18 protein-coding genes and 1 pseudogene are annotated in these 19818 nt (G+C 67.9%); 10 read left to right on the top strand and 9 right to left on the bottom strand.

Going from position 1 to position 19818, the window contains the following annotated elements; genetic code table 11:
- The 3 genes from FHR73_RS20060 (at nt 1) to FHR73_RS20050 (ending at nt 5347) form a co-directional block, all read left to right on the top strand.
- A complete protein-coding gene (locus FHR73_RS20060; protein WP_183633620.1) occupies nt 1-3138 on the top strand; it encodes an efflux RND transporter permease subunit in 3138 nt (1045 codons plus the stop codon).
- 1 nt (nt 3139) lies between these two features.
- Nucleotides 3140-4642: an efflux transporter outer membrane subunit gene (locus FHR73_RS20055; protein WP_183633619.1), complete on the top strand. Its 1503-nt coding sequence runs from the start codon at nt 3140-3142 to the stop codon at nt 4640-4642.
- 117 nt (nt 4643-4759) lie between these two features.
- Nucleotides 4760-5347: a YajG family lipoprotein gene (locus tag FHR73_RS20050; RefSeq protein WP_007161696.1), complete on the top strand. Its 588-nt coding sequence runs from the start codon at nt 4760-4762 to the stop codon at nt 5345-5347.
- A 59-nt stretch (nt 5348-5406) separates the two neighbouring features.
- Here FHR73_RS20050 and FHR73_RS20045 read toward each other — a convergent pair whose 3' ends face one another.
- Nucleotides 5407-6567 carry a 1-acyl-sn-glycerol-3-phosphate acyltransferase gene (locus FHR73_RS20045; protein WP_183633618.1) on the bottom strand — a complete coding sequence of 387 codons (1161 nt, stop codon included), beginning with the start codon at nt 6565-6567 and terminating at the stop codon, nt 5407-5409.
- Between the two features lie 107 nt (nt 6568-6674).
- Here FHR73_RS20045 and FHR73_RS20040 point away from each other — a divergent pair, with 107 nt between their 5' ends.
- Genes FHR73_RS20040 through FHR73_RS20030 form a run of 3 tightly spaced genes read left to right on the top strand, consistent with a single transcriptional unit; the run spans nt 6675 to nt 7745 of the window.
- Entirely contained in the window at nt 6675-6857 is a 183-nt protein-coding gene (locus tag FHR73_RS20040; protein WP_183633617.1) for a CPXCG motif-containing cysteine-rich protein, read from the top strand.
- On the top strand, nt 6857-7117 hold the full coding sequence (locus tag FHR73_RS20035; protein WP_007162730.1) for a putative signal transducing protein: 261 nt from the start codon (nt 6857-6859) through the stop codon (nt 7115-7117). Before FHR73_RS20040 ends, FHR73_RS20035 begins: the two co-directional genes overlap by 1 nt.
- A gap of 10 nt (nt 7118-7127) precedes the next feature.
- On the top strand, nt 7128-7745 hold the full coding sequence (locus tag FHR73_RS20030; RefSeq protein ID WP_183633616.1) for an SOS response-associated peptidase: 618 nt from the start codon (nt 7128-7130) through the stop codon (nt 7743-7745).
- 66 nt (nt 7746-7811) lie between these two features.
- On the opposite strand, the gene FHR73_RS22945 is transcribed toward FHR73_RS20030, so the two are convergent.
- On the bottom strand, nt 7812-8696 hold the full coding sequence (locus FHR73_RS22945) for a methyl-accepting chemotaxis protein (protein WP_409258703.1): 885 nt from the start codon (nt 8694-8696) through the stop codon (nt 7812-7814).
- Nucleotides 8670-8870 (bottom strand): annotated as a pseudogene (locus tag FHR73_RS22940) (HAMP domain-containing protein); the annotation flags it as partial. The gene FHR73_RS22945 and the pseudogene FHR73_RS22940, both read right to left, overlap by 27 nt.
- Before the next feature lie 1232 nt (nt 8871-10102).
- Here FHR73_RS22940 and FHR73_RS20020 point away from each other — a divergent pair.
- Complete coding sequence (locus FHR73_RS20020; protein ID WP_183633614.1) at nt 10103-10924, top strand: M48 family metallopeptidase; 822 nt, start codon at nt 10103-10105, stop codon at nt 10922-10924.
- 178 nt (nt 10925-11102) lie between these two features.
- On the opposite strand, the gene FHR73_RS20015 is transcribed toward FHR73_RS20020, so the two are convergent.
- Both FHR73_RS20015 and FHR73_RS20010 read right to left on the bottom strand, forming a co-directional pair.
- On the bottom strand, nt 11103-12104 hold the full coding sequence (locus tag FHR73_RS20015) for a methyltransferase (protein WP_183633613.1): 1002 nt from the start codon (nt 12102-12104) through the stop codon (nt 11103-11105).
- 29 nt (nt 12105-12133) lie between these two features.
- A complete protein-coding gene (locus FHR73_RS20010) occupies nt 12134-13093 on the bottom strand; it encodes a 2-hydroxyacid dehydrogenase (RefSeq protein WP_183633612.1) in 960 nt (319 codons plus the stop codon).
- Between the two features lie 94 nt (nt 13094-13187).
- Between FHR73_RS20010 and FHR73_RS20005 the strand changes: the two genes are divergently transcribed.
- The gene (locus FHR73_RS20005; protein ID WP_183633611.1) at nt 13188-13775 is read left to right on the top strand and encodes an ACP phosphodiesterase; all 588 of its coding nucleotides are present in this window, start codon (nt 13188-13190) and stop codon (nt 13773-13775) included.
- Here FHR73_RS20005 and FHR73_RS20000 read toward each other — a convergent pair.
- Both FHR73_RS20000 and FHR73_RS19995 read right to left on the bottom strand, forming a co-directional pair.
- Nucleotides 13718-14515 (bottom strand): 1-acyl-sn-glycerol-3-phosphate acyltransferase, encoded by a 798-nt coding sequence (locus FHR73_RS20000; protein WP_183633610.1) that lies wholly within the window; start codon nt 14513-14515, stop codon nt 13718-13720. The genes FHR73_RS20005 and FHR73_RS20000 overlap by 58 nt on opposite strands.
- Nucleotides 14512-15240, bottom strand: coding sequence for a GNAT family N-acetyltransferase (locus tag FHR73_RS19995; protein ID WP_183633609.1), 729 nt, complete (start codon nt 15238-15240; stop codon nt 14512-14514). Before FHR73_RS19995 ends, FHR73_RS20000 begins: the two co-directional genes overlap by 4 nt.
- Nucleotides 15241-15465: 225 nt before the next feature.
- Here FHR73_RS19995 and FHR73_RS19990 point away from each other — a divergent pair, with 225 nt between their 5' ends.
- Nucleotides 15466-15951 carry a peptidylprolyl isomerase gene (locus FHR73_RS19990; RefSeq protein ID WP_017639847.1) on the top strand — a complete coding sequence of 162 codons (486 nt, stop codon included), beginning with the start codon at nt 15466-15468 and terminating at the stop codon, nt 15949-15951.
- A 277-nt stretch (nt 15952-16228) separates the two neighbouring features.
- On the opposite strand, the gene cysZ is transcribed toward FHR73_RS19990, so the two are convergent.
- Complete coding sequence (gene cysZ, locus FHR73_RS19985) at nt 16229-16981, bottom strand: sulfate transporter CysZ (protein WP_183633607.1); 753 nt, start codon at nt 16979-16981, stop codon at nt 16229-16231.
- Nucleotides 16982-17281: 300 nt separating this feature from the next.
- Here cysZ and trxB point away from each other — a divergent pair, with 300 nt between their 5' ends.
- Nucleotides 17282-18256, top strand: coding sequence for a thioredoxin-disulfide reductase (gene trxB, locus FHR73_RS19980; RefSeq protein WP_183633605.1), 975 nt, complete (start codon nt 17282-17284; stop codon nt 18254-18256).
- A 203-nt stretch (nt 18257-18459) separates the two neighbouring features.
- Here the strand turns inward: trxB and glyA are convergent, their stop codons facing one another.
- Nucleotides 18460-19713, bottom strand: coding sequence for a serine hydroxymethyltransferase (gene glyA / locus FHR73_RS19975; protein WP_183633603.1), 1254 nt, complete (start codon nt 19711-19713; stop codon nt 18460-18462).
- Nucleotides 19714-19818: the final 105 nt, after the last annotated feature.

Genomic DNA, 19818 nt, shown 5'->3' with positions numbered 1-19818 from the left:
ATGTCCAAGTTCTTCATCGACCGGCCCATCTTCGCCTGGGTAATCGCCCTGGTGATCATGCTCGCCGGCATCCTGTCGATCCTCACGCTGCCGATCAACCAGTACCCGAACATCGCCGCTCCGGCGGTCTCGATCCAGGTGAGCTACCCAGGCGCCTCGGCGCAGACCGTGCAGGACACCGTGGTCCAGGTCATCGAGCAGCAGATGAACGGGATCGACAACCTCAGGTACATCTCCTCGGAGTCCAACTCCGACGGCAGCATGACCATCATCGTGACCTTCAACCAGGGCACCAACTCCGACATCGCCCAGGTCCAGGTGCAGAACAAGCTGCAGCTGGCGACGCCGCTCCTGCCGCAGGAAGTCCAGCAGCAGGGCATGCGCGTCGCCAAGTACCAGCGCAACTTCATGATGGTGGTGGGCCTGGTCTCCATGGACGGCTCCCTGACCAAGGAAGACCTGTCCAACTACATCGTCTCCAACATGCGCGATCCCATCGCGCGGACCAGCGGTGTGGGCGACTTCCAGGTGTTCGGTGCCCAGTACGCCATGCGCATCTGGCTGGATCCGCAGAAGCTGGTGAAGTACCAGCTGACGCCGGTCGACGTCAGCAGCGCCATCCAGAGCCAGAACGTGCAGATCGCCTCGGGTCAGCTCGGTGGCCTGCCGGCGGTGCCGGGGCAGCAGCTCAACGCCACCATCATCGGCAAGACCCGGCTGACCAGCGTCGAGGAGTTCGGCAAGATCTTCCTCAAGGTCGATCAGAGCGGTGCCCAGGTGCGCCTGCGTGACGTGGCGCGGGTCGAGCTGGGTGGCGAGAACTACTCCATCGATGCCCAGTTCGACGGCAAGCCGGCCTCCGGCATGGCCCTGCGTCTGGCCACCGGGGCCAATGCCCTGGACACCGCCAAGGCGGTCCGCGCCACCATCGAACGCCTCAAGCCGTTCATGCCCCCGGGCATGGAAGTGGTCTATCCCTATGACACCACCCCGGTGGTGACCGCCTCCATCCATGAGGTGGTCAAGACCCTGGGCGAGGCGATCCTGCTGGTGTTCCTGGTGATGTTCCTGTTCCTGCAGAACTTCCGGGCCACCCTGATCCCCACCATCGCCGTGCCCGTGGTGCTCCTGGGCACCTTCGCGGTGCTGCTGGCCGCCGGTTTCACCATCAACATCCTGACCATGTTCGGCATGGTGCTCGCCATCGGCCTGCTGGTGGACGATGCCATCGTGGTGGTGGAAAACGTCGAGCGGGTGATGGCCGAGGAGGGGCTCTCGCCCAAGGAGGCGACACGCAAGTCCATGGGCCAGATCCAGGGCGCCCTGGTCGGCATCGCCCTGGTGCTGTCGGCGGTGTTCGTGCCCATGGCCTTCTTCGGTGGCTCCACCGGGGTGATCTATCGCCAGTTCTCCATCACCATCGTCTCCTCGATGGTGCTCTCGGTGCTGGTGGCGCTGATCCTGACCCCGGCGCTGTGCGCCACCCTGCTCAAGCCGGTCAAGCAGGGGCACCACGAGAAGCGCGGTTTCTTCGGCTGGTTCAACCGCAAGTTCGAGAGCGGTCAGCACCGCTACGAGCGCAGCGTGGCCGCGGTGATCCGCCACAAGGTGCCCTTCCTGCTGCTGTACGTGCTGATCGTCGGCGTCATGGTGTTCCTGTTCACCCGCATCCAGTCGTCCTTCCTGCCGGAAGAGGACCAGGGCGTGATCTTCGCCCAGGTCACTACGCCGCCGGGCTCCAGTGCCGAGCGGACGCAGAAGGTGCTCGACACCATGCGCGAGATGATGATGAAGAACGACGCGAGCGCGGTCAGCTCGATGTTCACCGTCAACGGCTTCAACTTCGCCGGTCGCGGCCAGAGTTCGGGCCTGGCCTTCATCCAGCTCAAGCCCTGGGAACAGCGCCCGGACGCCAGGGACGGCGCCAGCGCCGTGGCCGGTCGGGCCATGGGCTACCTGTCGGGCATCAAGGACGCCATCGTCTACGCCATCGTCCCGCCAGCGGTGCTGGAGCTGGGTAACGCCACCGGCTTCGACTTCTATCTGCAGGACCAGGGCGGCATCGGCCACGAGGCGCTCATGGCCGCGCGCAACCAGCTGCTCGGCATGGCCGCGCAGAATTCCAAGCTGATGCAGACCCGCCCCAACGGCCTCAACGACGAGCCGCAATTCAAGCTCATCGTCGACGACGAGAAGGTGCGCGCCCTGGGCCTGTCGCAGAGCGACGTGAACCAGACGCTGTCCATCGGCTGGGCCTCCAGCTACGTCAACGACTTCATCGACCGCGGTCGCGTGAAGAAGGTGTACCTGCAGGGCGAAGCCAGCGCGCGGATGAATCCCGAGGACTTCAACAAGTGGTACGTGCGCAACAGCGCCGGCGAGATGGTGCCGGTGTCGGCCTTCGCCCGTGGCGAGTGGATCTACGGCTCGCCCAAGCTGGAGCGCTACAACGGCATCTCCTCGCTGGAGATCCTCGGTTCCGCGGCCCCCGGCTACAGTACCGGTGACGCCATGGCCGAGATCGAGCGCATGGCCAAGGACCTGCCGCAGGGCGTGGGTATCGCCTGGACCGGTCTGTCCTACGAGGAGCGGTTGTCGGGCTCCCAGGCGCCGGCGCTCTATGCGCTGTCGCTGCTGGTGGTGTTCCTTTGCCTCGCGGCGTTGTACGAGAGCTGGTCGATCCCGATCGCGGTCATCCTGGTGGTGCCGCTGGGGGTGGTGGGGGCCTTGCTGGCCACCTACTTCCGTGGCCTGGCCAACGACGTCTTCTTCCAGGTCGGTCTGTTGACGACCATCGGCCTGGCGGCGAAGAACGCCATCCTGATCGTGGAATTCGCCAAGGAGCTGCACGAGGGCGGCAAGAACATCGTCGATGCGGCGGTGGAAGCCTCGCGCATGCGCCTGCGGCCCATCATCATGACCTCCATGGCCTTCATCCTGGGCGTGGTGCCCCTGGCGATCTCCTCGGGCGCGAGCTCCGGCAGTCAGCACGCCGTGGGTACCGGCGTGATCGGCGGCATGCTCACCGCCACGGTACTGGCGATCTTCTGGATTCCCATGTTCTACGTGGTGGTCAGCAGCCTGTTCAAGGACAAGGCCACCAAGGACCAGGAAGCCCATGGCAAGGAAGGACACTGATATGAAGAAGTCTCTCTTGGCGGTGGTCGTGGGCCTGCTGGCCGTGTCCGGCTGCAGCCTGATCCCCGATTACCAGCGGCCCAATGCGCCGGTGGAGAATGCCTGGCCCCATGGCCAGGCCTACGATGCCCTGACGGTCAATCGCGACCAGCAGGCGGCCGACATCGGCTGGCGCGATTTCTATCGCGACCCGGCCCTGCAGCAGCTGATCCAGCTGTCGCTGGACAACAACCGCGACCTGCGCCAGGCCGCGCTGAACGTGCGCCTCTACCAGGCGCAGTACCGCGTGCAGCGCGCCGAGCTGTTTCCCGACATCGCGGTCAGCGGCACCGGGACCCGTACCCGCCAGCCGGAGGACCTGAGCCAGGTCTCCGCCATCCGCGAACTGCTCGCCGGCAACAGCGCCAATGGCGCGGGTGGCGGCGGTGGCGGCAGCATCAGCAGCCAGTACAGCGTGACCCTGGGTTTCACCTCCTATGAGCTGGATCTCTTCGGTCGCCTGCGCAGCCTCAGCGAGCAGGCGCTGCTCAACTACTTCGCCACCAGCGAAGGACGCCGCAGCACCCAGATCTCGCTGGTCTCGGAAGTGGCCAACGCCTACTACGCCTGGCTCACCGACCAGCGCATGCTGCAACTGACCCGCGAGACCCTGGCGGCCTATCAGCGCTCCTACGACCTGACCCGCCAGACCGTGGAGAACGGCGTGGCCAGCGGCCTGGACCTGCGCCAGTCGCGCACCGCCCTGGAAGGGGCGCGGGCGAATCTGGCGCAATACACCCGCCAGGTGGCCCAGGATCGCAATGCCCTGACCCTGCTGCTGGGCACCTCGATCCCGGCGGAGCTGCCGCAGGGCAAGGGCCTGGATGGCACCGATCTGCTCGCCGACCTGCCCGCCAACCTGCCGTCGGATCTCCTGCAGAAGCGTCCGGACATCCTTCAGTCCGAGTTGCAGCTGCGCGCCGCCAACGCCAATATCGGCGCGGCCCGGGCAGCCTTCTTCCCGCGCATCAGCCTGACCGCCCAGGGCGGTACGGCCAGCCGCGATCTGAACGGCCTGTTCGACGCCGGCTCCGGCTACTGGACCTTCTCGCCGAGCATCAACATCCCGATCTTCACGGCCGGCAGCCTCAAGGCCAGCCTGGATGCGGCCAGGATCCAGAAGGACATCAACGTCGCCACCTACGAGAAGTCGATCCAGACCGCCTTCCGCGAGGTGGCCGATGCCCTGGCGGCGAAGGGCACCTACGACGACCAGTTGCAGGCCCAGCAGGACCTGGTGCAGGCCAGCCAGGAATACTACGACCTGGCCAACCTGCGCTATCGCCAGGGCATCGACAACTACCTCACGGTGCTCGACGCCCAGCGCTCGCTGTACAGCGCCCAGCAGCAGCTGATCACCGATCGGCTCAACCAGCTCAACAGCGAGGTCACCCTGTACAAGGCCCTCGGCGGTGGCTGGCTGGAACGCAGCCAGACGCGACCGCCACTGGCCGCCAAGCCCTGACCCTGCTCCAGCAGACGCCGGCCCCGTGCCGGCGTCTGCTGGTCCGGGATACCGGTCTATCGACGCCGCTGGGGGGCTGGGTATACTGCCCCCTGTCCCTTTCTTCGGAGTCTCTGCATGCGCTATCGCCTGTTGCTCGGCCTGCTCGCCGCCACTGGTCTGACCCTGGCCGGCTGCGCCAGCAGCCCTCAGCAATTGAGTCCGCAACCCCAGATCACCGCGCCGATCGCGCCGGTCGGCCAGGGCCAGCCGGTCTCGGTCCGGGTGGTCGACGGCCGTTCCTCCTTCACCCTCGGCACCCGTGGCGGTCTCTATCCCGACACCAGCGTGGTGGTGGTGCAGACCCAGGACGTGATTCCCAAGCTGCAGGCCGAAGCCGAGAAGGCGGTCCGCCAGATGGGCTTCACCCCGTCGCCCAATGCCGGTCCCGGTGCGCCCCAGCTGACCCTGACCCTGGCCGAACTGAACTACCAGTCGCCCAAGGAGCTGTACGTCACCGCCTCCGACGTCGCCGCGGCCTTCCAGGTCGACGTGCGCAACAGCCAGCGCGGCTACCGCGGTCGCTATGGCGCCAGCCTCAACCAGCGCTTCGGCATGGCGCCCAACGCCGAGGCCAACACCAAGCTGGTCAGCGATGTGCTGAGCGACGCCCTGACCCGGGTGTTCAAGGATCCGACCGTGGTCCAGGTGCTCAGCGGTCGCTGAAAACCCATGACCCACGAAAAAGCCCGGCACTGCCGGGCTTTTTCGTGGATGGCTGACCGCTATTCCAGGCCGGCCAGCACGCGGTACTTGTTCAGCACCGGCTGGGCGTACTGGCGCACCAGTTGCGCCTGGTATTCCGCCGGGCACTCGGCCAGGCGCTTTGCCCATTCGCCGCGGGCGACCTCGACTTCCTCGCTGGGAAACAGGGTGTCCACCGCGGGCACGGTCAGGTCCGGATCGCGGCCCTCCCAGGCGGCATAGGCCAGGTAGCTGGCCGGGAACAGCCGATAGTTGCCGAGGATCTGCCGGTCCATTTCCTGGGCCAGCGCCTTGGCATCCTCGAACTCACCCGTGACCGGCTCGCCAAAGGCCACGTGCACCCGGCCCTTGTAGCCGGTGATGCCCCGCGCGATGCTGACGTCGTCCTCGCCCGGCGCCTTGGCGTAGCTGCCGGTAGTGGCGCGGATGTGCAGTTCGCGGGCCTTGGCCTGGTCGCAGGGATCGAATTCGTAGCTGATCGACACCGGTACGATGTTCAGCGCCTTGACCAGCTCGGCGAAGGGCTCGTCCTTGCAGCTCATGTGGAACATCTTGAGGATGGCCGAATCGGTGCGGTCGTCGCCGTCCTTGGCCCGGCCCTCGGCCTGGGCGATCCAGATGGACTGGCCGTCCTGGCGGATCGAGTGATTGATGTAGGCGGACAGATTCTGGTAAGCCGCCAGCTTTTCGCGCCGGCCGCTGATGGAGCGGTGCACGATGAAACTCTTGTTCAGCCGCATCAGGTCGCTGACGAAGGGCTTCTGCAGGAGGTTGTCGCCGATGGCGATGCGCGGCGTTGGCAGACCGGCGTGGTAGACGGCATAGTTGACGAAGGCCGGGTCCATCACGATGTCGCGGTGGTTGGCCAGGAACAGATAGGCGCGACCGCTGCGCAGCTGGTCGATACCGGAGTAGGTGACGCCGTCCGAGGCCTTTTCGATGGCGCGATCCACATAGGGTTCGAGCTTGTCCTGCAGTGCCGCGACGCTCTGGATGTCGCCCAGTTCCTGGCGCAGGCGGGTGCGCAGCAGGGGCCGCACGATCCAGCCGAGTCCCTTGGACAGGCGCGGGAAACGGTAGCCGGCGAGGATGGCGATGAAGTGGTCGTCGTCGATCAGGCGGGCCAGGACCCCGGGGACTTCCGCGTCGTTATAGGGTCGAATGGCTTCGAACTCGCCCATGGTGTTCTCTTGTAGAAATTCCGGCGGCCATAGTAGTGGGCGTGGCGCCAGATGCAAGCGCCAGGGGCCGGATGGGCGGCAGGTTGGCGGTCAAGGAGTGCAGGCAGATGCTGGAAAGCCAGGAATACGATTGCCCTTATTGCGGCGAACCGGGCGAAGTGGTGCTCGACCTCAGCGGCGGTGATCAGGACTACTACGAAGACTGCGCCGTCTGCTGCCGGCCGATCCGCTTCGGCCTGCATACCGATGGCGAAGCCTGGCATCTCGAGGTTCGGCGGGAGGACGACTGATGCGCCGCATCTACGAGCCGGGTTCGCTGCACGAGGGCGAGTTGCTCCTCGCGGTGCTGGCCAGCGAGGGCATCAGCGGCTTTCTCGCCGGGCGCCATCTGCTCGGCGGTATCGGCGACCTGCCGGCGGCCGGGCTGCTCGGCCTGCTGGTCGAGGATGAGGAGGCCCTGCGCGCGCAGGCGCTGATCGCCGCGTACAATGCCGCCACGCCCCTGCCGGGAGAGGATCCTTCCCCCGAGCAGGGCATTCTCGTCTGCTAGCAAGGTTTTCATGTCCGGACGCTACGCCCTGTTCCGCTGGCCCGCCGAATTCGCCGCCCTGCCGGGATTCCCCGAAAAGCATCCGCCGCGCTGGAACATCTCCCCCCATCAGCAGGTGCTGCTGCAGCGGCGAACCGCCGAGGGCGAGCGGGTCGACAGCGGCCGCTGGGGGCTGACCCCGCCCTGGCTCACCGATCTCTCCCGCACCCCCACCCATGCCCGCGCCGAAAGCCTGGCCACCCAGCCGATGTTTCGCGAGCCCTTTCGCCTGCGGCGTTGCCTGCTGCCGGCCAACGGCTTCTACGAATGGCGCGGCAATCACCGCAAGCGGCCCTACTGGATGCTCAATGGCGAACCCCTGGCCTGGTTCGCCGCGCTCTGGGAGGCCTATCCGGCCGGGGATCAGCTCTGGCTGTCGGTGGCCATGGTCACCCAGGCCGCCGGTCCGTTGCGGCGGCCGATCCTGCTCGATGAAGCGGGGCGCGCCCTCTGGCAGGATCCGGACAGCACGCCCGAAGCCCTGCAGCAGCTGTTGGCCGCGGGCGGCATGCCGCTGCGCGAGCGGGTGTTGGCCGATATCGTCAACCGGCCCGAGGTGGACGGACCGGAGTGTCTGACACCGCTGTAGACGGGACCCTCACCCCGGCCCTCTCCCAGGGGGAGAGGGGGTGGCTCGGCACCTGAGGGGAGGGGGCTAGACCCGGAATCGTCCCGCCAGCTGGCGTTGCTGTTCGGCCAGTTCGCGCAGCTGCTGGCCGGCGCGGGAGGCGCTGTCGGCTTCGCCGTGGACCGCCTGGGCGCTCTGGCCGATGTTGACCACGTTGCGTTTGATGTCCTCGGCCACCGCGCTCTGTTCTTCCGCCGCGCTGGCGATCTGCAGATTCATGCTGGTGATCTCGCCTACCGCCGCCAGGATGGTGTCCAGGGCATGCCGGGTGGCTTCGGTCTGGGCGACCTGGGTGCTGGTCTGGGCGCCACTGGCCTGCATCACCGTCACCGCCTCGCGGGTGCCCTGCTGCAGGCGCTGGATCATGCTCTGGATCTCGCCGGTGGCCACCTGGGTCTTTTGCGCCAGGTTGCGCACCTCGTCGGCCACCACGGCGAAGCCGCGGCCCTGCTCGCCGGCGCGCGCCGCCTCGATGGCGGCGTTGAGCGCCAGCAGGTTGGTCTGCTCGGCGATGCCGTTGATGGTGGTCAGGATGGAACCGATGTTCTCGCTGTCCTCGGCGACCCGGCGGACCTGTTCCACCGCACGCTCGATCTCCTGGGCGAGGGCGGCGCTGCTGGCGACGTTCTGCTGCACCAGGCGCTGGCCCTGGTTGACCGCGCCGTCCGCCTCGGTGGCGGCCCGCGCCGCGCGCCCGGCGTTGCCGGCCACGTCCTGGGCGGTGGCGGTCATCTCCTGCATGGCGGTGGCCAGCTGCTCGATCTCCTGCAGCTGGCGCTCCACGCCGTCGCGGGTGCGCTGGGCGATATGGGAGGTGTGCTCGGCGGCCGAGGCCACCTCGCCCACCGAATGGATCAGTTGGCCGATCAGGCCCTGCAACGAGGCCAGGAAACGGTTGAAGCCGCCGGCCATGGCGCCGACCTCGTCGCGGCGCTCGGTGGCCAGGCGCTGGGTGAGGTCACCGTCGCCCTGGCCGATGGCGTCGAGCATGGTCACCATCTGCCGCAGCGGCCGGGCGATGCGCAGGCTGATCAGCCAGAGCACCAGCAGACCGGCACCGGCGACCGCCAGGCCCACCAGCAGCATGCCGACCACGTCCTGGTGGCGTTGGCTGCCGAGGGTGTCCTTGAGGCTGTAGAGGTCGGCCAGCACGGCTTCGCGGGGCAATTCGATGATCAGCGTCCAGACCTGGCGGTTGTCGCCGGCGAAGCGCAGCGGCAGATAGACCTGGTAGCGCTCGCTCCGGGCGTCGAAGCGGCGGGTGACGCCGTCGCCCAGGTCCTTGAGGCCGGCCAGGGCCGCGCCCAGCGCCGGTTCGGCCGGCTTGCCCAGCTGGCTGGCATCGGCGGTGTAGGCGACCAGGGTGCCACGGCCGGCCACCAGGGCCATGCGGCCCACGCCGCCATAGAGGCGGCCGTTGGCCTTGACCAGCTGGCGCTGGATGAAGTCCAGCGGCACGTCGGCACCGACCACGCCCTTGAAGGCGCCGCCGACCAGGATCGGCACGTTGAAGGAGGCGATCAGCACCTGCTGTTCGTTGACCGTGTCGGGCATGGGATCGAGCACGCAGGTCGTCCGATTTTCCCGCGGACAGAGGTAGTACTCGCCTTCGCGCACGCCCGAGGGCAGGCGGGTCTGGCTTTCCACGGTTGGCCCGATCGGCTCCACCGTCACGTCGCCGTCGAGGGTCTTGTGCCACCAGGGGGTGAAGCGCCCCTGCTCGTCGTAGCCGGCCGCGGCGTCGCCTCGATGGCGGTCGTCCTGGCCGTCGATGGCATTGGGCTCCCAGACGGTATAGAGGCTGAGCAGACCGGGCTGGCGCTTGAGGGTCTGGCCCAGCAGGCGCATCAGGCCCTGGCGATCCAGGCCGACCTGCTGCTCGCCCGGGCTGCCCATGGCTACGTTGAGTTGCGCCAGCTGACTGGCCAGTTGCAGGGGGATGTCCAGCTGCCGCTGCAGCTGATTGCCCACGGCCTCGGCCTCGGCCGTCAGCCGGGCTTCGGCAGCCGTGGCGGCCAGGGCCTCGGTGTGGCTGTCGACCAGGGCGCGGGTGCGCTGACCGGCGAACAGGGTGTAGGCGATCAGGGCAGCGACCACCGCCAGGATGCAGGCACCGGCCAGCAGGGTGATGGAGGTGCGGATGGAGCGGGACTTCATGGGGGACTCCGGGAACGTTCGATGCCGGGGCTATCGGCGGTGACGCCTATCCATTGAGGCCTCCGGTCGCCTGGCAGGAGAGCGTTGCCGGGCGTTACCGGACGTTGCCGGGTCTGACGCCCCTCTCTAGACTGTATCCGCCTCGATACCTGGAGATTCACATGCGCCGTATCCTTCCCCTCGCAGGCCTGTCCCTGAGCCTGCTGCTGGTCGCCTGCCAGACCGTCAACACCACCTCGGGTGGTGCGGTCGGGGTGCAGCGCAAGCAGTACATGTTCAGCATGCTGTCCGAGCAGCAGGTCAACCAGATGTACGCCCAGTCCTATGCCAAGACGGTCAGCGAGGCCCAGTCCGCCGGCAAGCTGGCCAACGACACGGCCGACGGCAAGCGTGTCGCCGCCATCGCCAAGCGGCTGATCCCGCAGACCGCGGCCTTCCGCCCGGATGCGGTGAACTGGGACTGGCAGGTCAACCTGGTGCAGAGCGACGAACTCAACGCCAACTGCGGCCCGGGCGGCAAGATCTTCGTCTACAGCGGGCTGATCGATCAGCTCAAACTGACCGATGACGAACTGGCCGCGGTGATGGGCCACGAGATCGCCCACGCCCTGCGCGAGCACAGCCGCGAGCAGATGTCGCGGGCCTATGCCATCCAGATGGGCGAGAACCTCGGTGGCGCCCTGCTGGGCGTGGGCCAGGGCGGCATGCAGCTGGCCGACCAGGTGTCCCAGGTGGCCCTGACCCTGCCGTTCAGCCGCGGCAACGAGAACGAGGCGGATCTCATCGGCCTGGAGCTCTCGGCGCGCGCCGGCTACAACCCCAATGCCGCCATCACCCTCTGGCAGAAGATGGCCCAGGCCAGCCAGGGCAAGCAGCCGGCGGAATTCCTCAGCACCCACCCCTCCGACGCCAACCGCACCAAGGCCCTGCAGGCGGCGATCCCCAAGGTGATGCCGCTGTACGAGGCAGCGAAGAAGGGTTGAGGGCTTGGGGAGGGGGTTTCCCTCACCCCAGCCCCCTCACAGAGGGAGAGGGGGCTCCACCGTTGCCCCGGTTCACTACGACCTGTTGGGCTTCGACGATGGAGCCGTTTCAACCCAACCTACGGCTGCCGCGTAGGTTGGTGCTGAGCGCAGCGAAGCCCAACGCCCAAACTTGTCGCTACCGCCGCCGGGCGCTGTAGACCTTGAAGCCGTCGCGTTCGGCCAGGGTGCGGCAGTTGCCGAAGGCCGCCTCGATCAAGGGTGGATAACGCAGGAAGCTGTTGGCCACCAGGCGCAATTCGCCGCCGGGACGCAGATGACGCACCGCCTCGGCCAGCAGGGTCTCGGTGGTGCGATAGTCGGTCTTCACGCCACTGTGGAAGGGCGGATTGCTGACGATGGCGGCGAGGCCGGTGGGCGCCGCGGCGATGCCGTCGCCGGCGATCACCGTTCCGGCCAGGCGATTGGCCGCCAGGGTCCGGCGACTGCTGGCCACGGCGAAGGCATCCACGTCGAGCAGGTGCAGGCTGCTGGCGGGATAGCGGCGCGCCAGGGCGGCGCCGACCACGCCGGCGCCACAACCAAAGTCCAGCATCGCGCCTTCGGGCAGATCGTCGAGCTGCTCCAGCAGCAGCGCCGTGCCCACGTCCAGCCGGCCATGGCTGAACACGCCCGGCAGGCTGAGAATCTCCAGCTTCACCCCCGCCCGCTCCAACAGGTGACGTTGCAGCCAGGCGTCCGGCTGCGGATCGGCCGAGGTACGCGGGCCGTGCACCACCCACAGTTGGCAATGGCGGGCGCTGTCGAGCTTGCTGGCCTGGCCCAGGGCGCCCAGCTGGCGCGCCGCGCGTTCGATGCCGGCCTTCTTTTCCCCGACCAGGAAGAGACTGCCATCGGCCGGCAGGCGCTGGCTCAGGGCGGTGAGCAGGAAGTCGGTGGCCTCGCGGGACTTGGGCAGGAACAGCACGGCATTGGCGAAGTCGCCCGCCGGGGGTTCGATCCCCAGGCTGACGCGCCCCGGATAGCGCCGCGTCAGGTGTTCGGCCTCGCCCGCATGCCAGCTCCAGCCGCTGGCCGCGGGCAGGGTGCCGAGCAGGTCATCGGCCGGCAGGCCGGCGAGCAGCAAGGCGCCGCCAAAGCGCTCGGGGTGACGGAGGAGGACTTCGCTGCGCGGATCCATGGGGCTACCTGGCGAAAAAAGCGCGAACTTTAGCAGACCACTCGTTGCGGCGTGCCGGCGAAATGGCCTTCGGCATTGGCGGCGAGCTGGCCGATGATCCGCTGGCGCGCCTCGCGACTGCCCCAGGCGTTGTGCGGGGTGACGATCAGTCGCGGAATGTCGCCGGCCAGCAACGGATTGCCGTCGCGCGGGGGCTCGACGCTGAGCACGTCGGTGGCGGCGCCGGCCAGGTGGCCGCGTCTCAGGCAGTCGGCCAGGGCCTGTTCGTCGACGATGCCGCCGCGGGCGGTGTTGACCAGGAAGGCCGTGGGCTTCATCGCCGCCAGTTCCGCCGCCCCGATCAGGCCACGGGTCTGCTCGGTCAGCGGGCAGTGCATCGTCAGGGCATCCACCTGGGGCAGCAGCTCGGCCAGCGGCAGGCTGCCCGGGCGGGCGGGACGACCGGGCAACTGGCCCACCAGGGTCTGCATGCCGAAGGCTTCGGCCAGCCGCTTGACCGCGCTGCCCAGTTCGCCGAGGCCGAGCAGGCCGAGGGTCTTGCCTTCCAGCTCGACGATGGGGTGATCGAGCAGGCAGAACTGGCTGGCGGTCTGCCAGTGACCGGCACGCACGTCGGTCTGGTAGTCCGGCAGCCGGGTGGCCAGGGCCAGCAGCAGCGCCAGGGTGTGCTGGGCGACCGAGGCGGTGCCGTAGCCCTGGCAGTTGCAGACGCGCACGCCCTGGGCGCGCGCGGCTTCCAGGTCGATGTTGTTGGTGCCGGTGGCGCTGACCAGTACCAGCTTCAACTCGGGGCAGGCGGCCAGGATGGCGGCGTCCAGCACCACCTTGTTGACGAGGGCGACCTGGGCGCCGGCCAGCCGCGCCGCGACCTCGTCCGGGGCGCTCGCCGGATGCAGTTTCAGCTCGTCGAACACCGCGCGCAAGGGCGCCGGGTCCAGATCGCCGAGGTCGAGAGAGGCATAGTCGAGGAACACGGCGCGAACGGGCATGACGACTCCAGCGGAAAGGGAAGGGAGGTCCGAGCCTAGCAGCCGCGGGTCGTCCAGGAAAACCGCCCGGGCGCGGCTGGAGTATGCTGAAGGGATGAATTATCTCGCGCACCTGCACCTGGGCGGCCCCAGCCGCGAAGATCGCCTCGGCAGTCTCTATGGCGATTTCGTCAAGGGCTCGGCGGACGCCTGGCCCGCCGGAATCGCCGCCGGTATCCGGCTGCACCGGCGCATCGACGTCTATACCGACGACCATCCCCTGGTGATCCGGGCCAAGACCCGGTTGCCCGCGGCGCGGCGGCGGGTGGCCGGACTGCTGGTGGATGTCTTCTTCGATCACTGCCTGGCGCGCCTCTGGCACGACTATGCCGAGCAGCCGCTGCCGAATTTCGTCGCGGACTGCTACCAGACCCTGCTGGAGGAGCCGGAGCTGCCGCCCCGGCTGGCCCGCATCGCGCCCCTGATGGCGCGTCAGGACTGGCTGGGCAGCTACACGGACTTCGCCGTGCTGGAGCGGGTGGTGGAAGGCATGGCGCGACGGCTGTCGCGCCCGGAACTGCTGGCCGGCGCCTTCGCCGAGCTGGAGGCCGTCTACGATGGCCTGCTGGCAGATTTTCGCGACTTCTATCCGCAGCTGCAGGCCTTCGCCGCCGCCGAGCGCGCGGCGCGCGTTTCCCGCTGAATCCCGAGGCAGTCGGCGATGGCCGCCTGGCACTGACCCGCCAGCACCTGGCGCGCCTGGCCCTGGGACAGGATGGCTGGCAGTAACTCGATCCTCAGGGTGGTCCCGCCGTTGTCCAGCAGTCGCAGCAGATGACTCACCAGGTCGTCGTCGCCGATGAAGGCCGCGGCCCGGTCAGGCTCGCCGTGGCGCCAGTAGCTGAGCGCCACGGGTTGCAGCGGGGTGCCGGTGGCGATGGCCGGACTCAGCAGCCGGCCATGAAAGGTGCGCAGCACGCTGCCGTCGGTGGTGGTGCCCTCGGGAAAGAGCGCCAGCGACAGGCCCTGGGTCAGGCGCGCGGTCAGGGCCTCGCCCAGGGCATCGCCGCGTTCGGCGCCACGGCGGATGAACAGGGTGCCGGCCTGGCGCGTGAGCCAGCCGGCGAACGGCCAGTCCGCCACCTCCGCCTTGGACAGGAAGCCCAGCGGTCGCAGGCTGCCGAGGGCGACGATATCCAGCCAGGACACGTGATTGGCCAGCCAGAGGTGGGTGCCGCGTGGCACCTCGCCCCGGACCTCCAGGCGCAGCCGCAGGGCCCGGGCCAGCCGCTGGAAGAAGCGTCGCGTCAGCCGTTGCCGCAGCCCCAGGCAGGGCCGGCGACTAAGCGCTATCGCGAGTGCCACCGTTAGGGCGAACAGCGCCCCGAGCAGTAGCGCGGCCAGTACCGGCAGCAGCCGCACGGCGAGGCGCAGTCGCCTCATACCGCGGCCTTGAAGTGGCGGGCATAGCGCGGGCAGAGGTCTTCGCGCCTGAGCAGGATGAAGACGTCGGCCACGCCGAATTCCGGATCCCAGCAGGGCGCGCCGCAGACCTGGGCGCCCAGCCGCAGATAGGCCTTGAGCAGGGGCGGCAGCTGCACCACCAGGTTGTCGGGCACGGCGACGAAGGGCAGCGGGCGCCGCGGCGTGGCGCGGATCGCCGGAATGCGCTCGTCCCGCGCGGCCTGGCGCAGCAGGGCGGCGGCCTGCAGACCGCCATCGGCCATGGGCACGCTGGCGCAGCCCATGAGGTAGCGATAGTCGCCACAGGCCATGATCTCCGCCAGTTCCGCCCACAGCAGGGCGATGGCGGCACCGGTGCGATGCCCGGGTGCCACGCAGGTGCGGCCGATTTCCAGCAGCGGACCCTGCAGGCCGTCCAGGCCTTCCAGCTGGAATTCGCTTTCGCTGTAGAGACTGCCCAGGCGCTCGCGGCGGCGGCCGTCGAGCAGTCGCGTGGTGGCGATCAGCTCGCCGCTGCGCAGGTCGCGCACCCCCAGGTGCAGGCAGTGGGCGTCGTAGGCGTCCTGGTCGAGGTTGTCGGCGAAATGCACGCCGTAGGTGCTGCCGAAGACCGCGGCGCGCAGGCGCTGGGCGGCGCGGATATCCGCGGCGGTCGACAGGCGTTCGGCGCGCAGCGCGGGCGGTGCGGACACTGGAATCGGCATGGCAGGGCTCCGGCAGTGGGGATGCAGCAAACCCTAGGTAGCCGGGATGACAGCCCCGTGAAGCGGCCATGGCGATCTCGTGACGAGCGGTCGGGCACCGTTGCAGGGGCGCCCTCCAGATGCCTCCGGGCGCCAGGGGACTGACCGAACGCATTCGCAATTGCTAGGTTGGACGCGTAGACTGATGCGTCAATCCTATTTTTTCCCAGCATGAAGGTTCTGGCCATGCAGATCGCGGCGAACACGGCAGTATCCATCGACTACACCCTGACCAACGACGCCGGCGAAGTCATCGACAGCTCCGCTGGTGGTGCTCCGCTGGTATACCTGCAAGGTGCGGGCAACATCATTCCCGGCCTCGAGCGCGCCCTGTCCGGCAAGCAGGCTGGCGACGAGCTGAAAGTGGCCATCGAGCCGGAAGACGCCTACGGCGAATACACCCCGGAACTGGTTGCCACCCTGGGCAAGGAAATGTTCGAAGGCGTGGACGAGCTGGAAGTGGGCATGCAGTTCCACGCCTCCGGCCCGGACGGCGCCATGCAGATCGTCACCGTGCGTGACATCGACGGCGACCAGGTCACCGTCGACGGCAACCATCCGCTGGCCGGCCAGCGTCTGAATTTCGACGTCAAGGTGGTCAACGTGCGTGCGGCCAGCGACGAAGAAATCGCTCATGGCCACATCCATGGCGAGGGTGGTCACCAGCACTAAGCCTGGCGACCGCTTTCCACCACGCCCGTGTCCGGCCTTGCCGGCGCGGGCGTTGTCGTTTGTGGCGTCCGTGCAGTGCGGCCCTCACCCCCAATCCTCGCCCCGGGGGAGAGGGAGATGATCGGGTGGTGTGGACGGGAGGCGCCGTAGGTTGGGTTGAGGCGGCTCCATCGCCGAAGCCCAACAGCCGGAAACGGTGGTGTCCGGTGTGATGGCCTGGTCGTTGGGCTTCGCTGTGCTCAACCCAACCTACGGCGGGGAGCTGAGCGGGCGGGATTCAGGAACGCACCACCAGCGCCTGGTCGCCCCCTTCACGTACCCAGAACAGCGTGGCCCCGGCCACGGCGGCGGGCATGAACAGGGCGTTCAGGCCGGGCACCAGCAGCGCCAGGTAGGTCACCCCGCCAAAGCCCAGGCAGCGCAGGCGGCGGGTACGCAGCCAGGTGAGCATGCTGCGGAAATCCAGCTTGTGGTTGTCGGCGGGGAAGTCGATGTACTGCACCGCCATCATCCAGACGCCGAACAGGATCCACAGCGGCGCGGCGATCAGGTTGAGACCGGGGATGAAGGTCAGCACCAGCAGGCCCAGGGCGCGCGGCAGGTAGTAGCCCAGCTTGCGCAGTTCGCGCTGCAGGGTGCGCGGCACCATGGTGACCAGTTCGGCGAGATTGAACGGCGGGAAATCGTCCTGGCCACGCACCATGACCTCGACCTTTTCCGCGAGAAAGCCGTTGAAGGGCGCCGCCACCAGGTTGGCCAGCATCGTGAAGGTGAAGAAGATGATCGCCAGCAGCAGGAGTACGAACAGCGGCCAGAGCAGCCATTCGACGAAGCTCGCCCAGGCCGGCAGGCTCGGCATCAGTTGCTCCAGCCAGCCCTCGAAGCCGCGCACGGCAAAGGTGAGGATGGCGGCGTAGAGCAGCAGGTTGATGGTGAGGGGGATGACCACGAAGCGGCGCATGCCGGGGCGAGTCACCAGGCGCAGCCCTTCGGCGAAATAGGCGGAGCCGGACAGCGGAGCGACAGCCATGAAGATTCCTGACAGATGGCGGGAATGCACAGCTTACCTCAGGGCTCCATTGCCGAAGCGGTCGACATAGGCGCGCCCTATGGTCTGGATTTAGAATGGTCGCTTCTGTGAAGGGGCGGCACCCGTTAGGCTGAGCCCCATCCCTGGACCCGGTGTCCGCCTATCGGCGCCGGTCGCGCCGTCGCCAGGAGCGACCGGCGCTTGCGGAACGGCTCCGCACGCACACCGGCCGGCATGCCCAGAGGGCGCGCCGGCCACTCTACTCTTAGGTCTGCCGGAGACCCCGGCAGGGAGAATGTCATGTCTGAAGCCAGCACCACGCGCCATTCGCGCCTCATCATCCTCGGTTCCGGTCCGGCCGGTTACACGGCCGCGGTCTATGCCGCCCGTGCCAACCTCAAGCCGCTGCTGATCACCGGCATGCAGATGGGCGGCCAGCTGACCACCACCACCGAGGTCGACAACTGGCCGGGTGACCCCCACGACCTAACCGGTCCGGCGCTGATGGAGCGGATGCGCGAGCACGCCGAACGCTTCGAGACCGAGATCGTCTTCGATCACATCAACGCCGTGGACTTCGGTGGCAAGCCCTACACCCTCAAGGGTGACAGCGCCACCTACACCTGCGATGCCCTGATCATCGCCACCGGTGCCAGCGCCCGCTACCTGGGCCTGGCCAGCGAAGAGGCCTTCATGGGCAAGGGCGTGTCCGCCTGCGCCACCTGCGACGGCTTCTTCTATCGCAACCGCGAGGTGGCGGTGGTCGGCGGCGGCAATACCGCGGTCGAGGAAGCCCTGTACCTGGCCAACATCGCCAGCAAGGTGACCCTGATCCACCGCCGCGAGACCTTCCGCGCCGAGAAGATCCTGCAGGACAAGCTGCGCGCCCGGGTCGCCGAAGGCAAGATGGCGCTCAAGCTCAACGCCAGCGTCGACGAGGTGCTGGGTGACAACATGGGTGTCACCGGGGTGCGCATCAAGAACAACGATGGCAGCAGCGAAGAGCTGCAGGTGGCCGGTCTGTTCGTCGCCATCGGCCATACCCCCAACACGGGGTTGTTCGAAGGCCAGCTGGAGACCCACGACGGCTACCTGGTGGTGAAGGGCGGGCGCGAGGCCAATGCCACCGCCACCAACGTGCCGGGCGTGTTCGCCGCCGGCGACGTGGCCGACCACACCTACCGCCAGGCCATCACCTCGGCCGGTGCCGGCTGCATGGCGGCGCTGGACGCCGAGCGCTACCTGGACGGGCTGGGCGATCTGCAGGTCCTCTAGGGCTTAGCTGCAAAAGAAAAACCCCGGCACTGGCCGGGGTTTTTCGTTTCCGGGGTCTTCCGGCGTGCGGCAAGGTCTGGCTTGGCTAGCTGGGCGACCCCTCTGGAAATGCCAAAAGCCCCGGTTGTTTGGCCGGGGCTTTCGGTTGTCGGGGTTCCCTCACCCCAACCCTTTCCCTGGGGGAGAGGGGGAAGGCGTGCCTCTTACTTGCCGTATACCGGCAGGCGGGCGCAGACGGCCTTGACCTTCTCGCGCACGGCGTCGATCACCGACTCGTCGCCCATGTTGCCGAGGATGTCGCAGATCCAGCCGGCCAGCTCGCGGCACTCGGCTTCCTGGAAGCCACGGGTGGTGACGGCCGGGGTGCCGATGCGCAGACCGGAGGTGACGAAGGGCGAGCGCGGATCGTTCGGCACCGAGTTCTTGTTCACGGTGATGAAGGCGCGACCCAGGGCGGCATCCGCGTCCTTGCCGGTGATTTCCTGCTTGATCAGGCTGAGCAGGAACAGGTGGTTGTCGGTGCCGCCGGAGACGACGTCGAAGCCGCGCTCGATGAACACGCCGGCCATGGCCTGGGCGTTCTTGATCACCTGCTGCTGATAGGTCTTGAACTCGGGCTGCAGGGCTTCCTTGAAGCACACCGCCTTGCCGGCGATGACGTGCATCAGCGGACCGCCCTGGGCGCCAGGGAAGACCGCCGAGTTGAGCTTCTTCTCGATGGCTTCGTTGGCCTTGGCCAGGATCAGGCCGCCGCGCGGGCCGCGCAGGGTCTTGTGGGTGGTGCTGGTGACCACGTCGGCGAAGGGGACCGGGTTCGGATAGACACCGGCGGCGACCAGACCGGCGAAGTGGGCCATGTCGACGAACAGGTAGGCACCCACGGTGTCGGCGATGGCGCGGAAGCGGGCGAAGTCCAGCACCTGGGAGTAGGCGGAGTAGCCGGCGACGATGACCTTGGGCTGGTGCTCGCGGGCCAGTCGCTCGACTTCGGCGTAGTCGATCAGGCCCTGCTCGTCGATGCCGTACTGCACGGCGTTGTACAGCTTGCCGGAGGAGGACACGGTGGCGCCGTGGGTCAGGTGACCGCCGTGAGCCAGGCTCATGCCGAGGATGGTGTCACCGGCTTCGATCAGCGCCAGGTACACGGCCGAGTTGGCCTGGGAGCCGGAGTGCGGCTGGACGTTGGCGTAGTCGGCGCCGAACAGCTGCTTGGCGCGGTCGATGGCCAGTTGCTCGACCACGTCGACGTATTCGCAGCCGCCATAGTAGCGCTTGTGGGGATAGCCTTCGGCGTACTTGTTGGTCAGCACGCTGCCCTGGGCTTCCATGACCGCCGGACTGGTGTAGTTTTCCGAAGCGATCAGCTCGATGTGATCTTCCTGACGCTGGGCTTCCTGCTGCATGGCGGCATACAGGTCGGCGTCGAAGCGGGCGAGGGTGGTTTCACGGCTGAACATGGCGGCAGGGTCCCCTGAGGCATGGCGAAGAGCGAGCCCGATCGGGCTCGTGAGGGGCAACATTCTACCCCATCGCGGGAACTCTGAGGTATGAGCGCCGGTCAT

Source organism: Pseudomonas sp. AS2.8 (assembly GCF_014190935.1).
Taxonomy (GTDB): Bacteria; Pseudomonadota; Gammaproteobacteria; order Pseudomonadales; family Pseudomonadaceae; genus Chryseomonas.
Note: the sequence above shows the minus strand (reverse complement) of the source record. Positions and strands in the feature narration are given on the sequence as shown.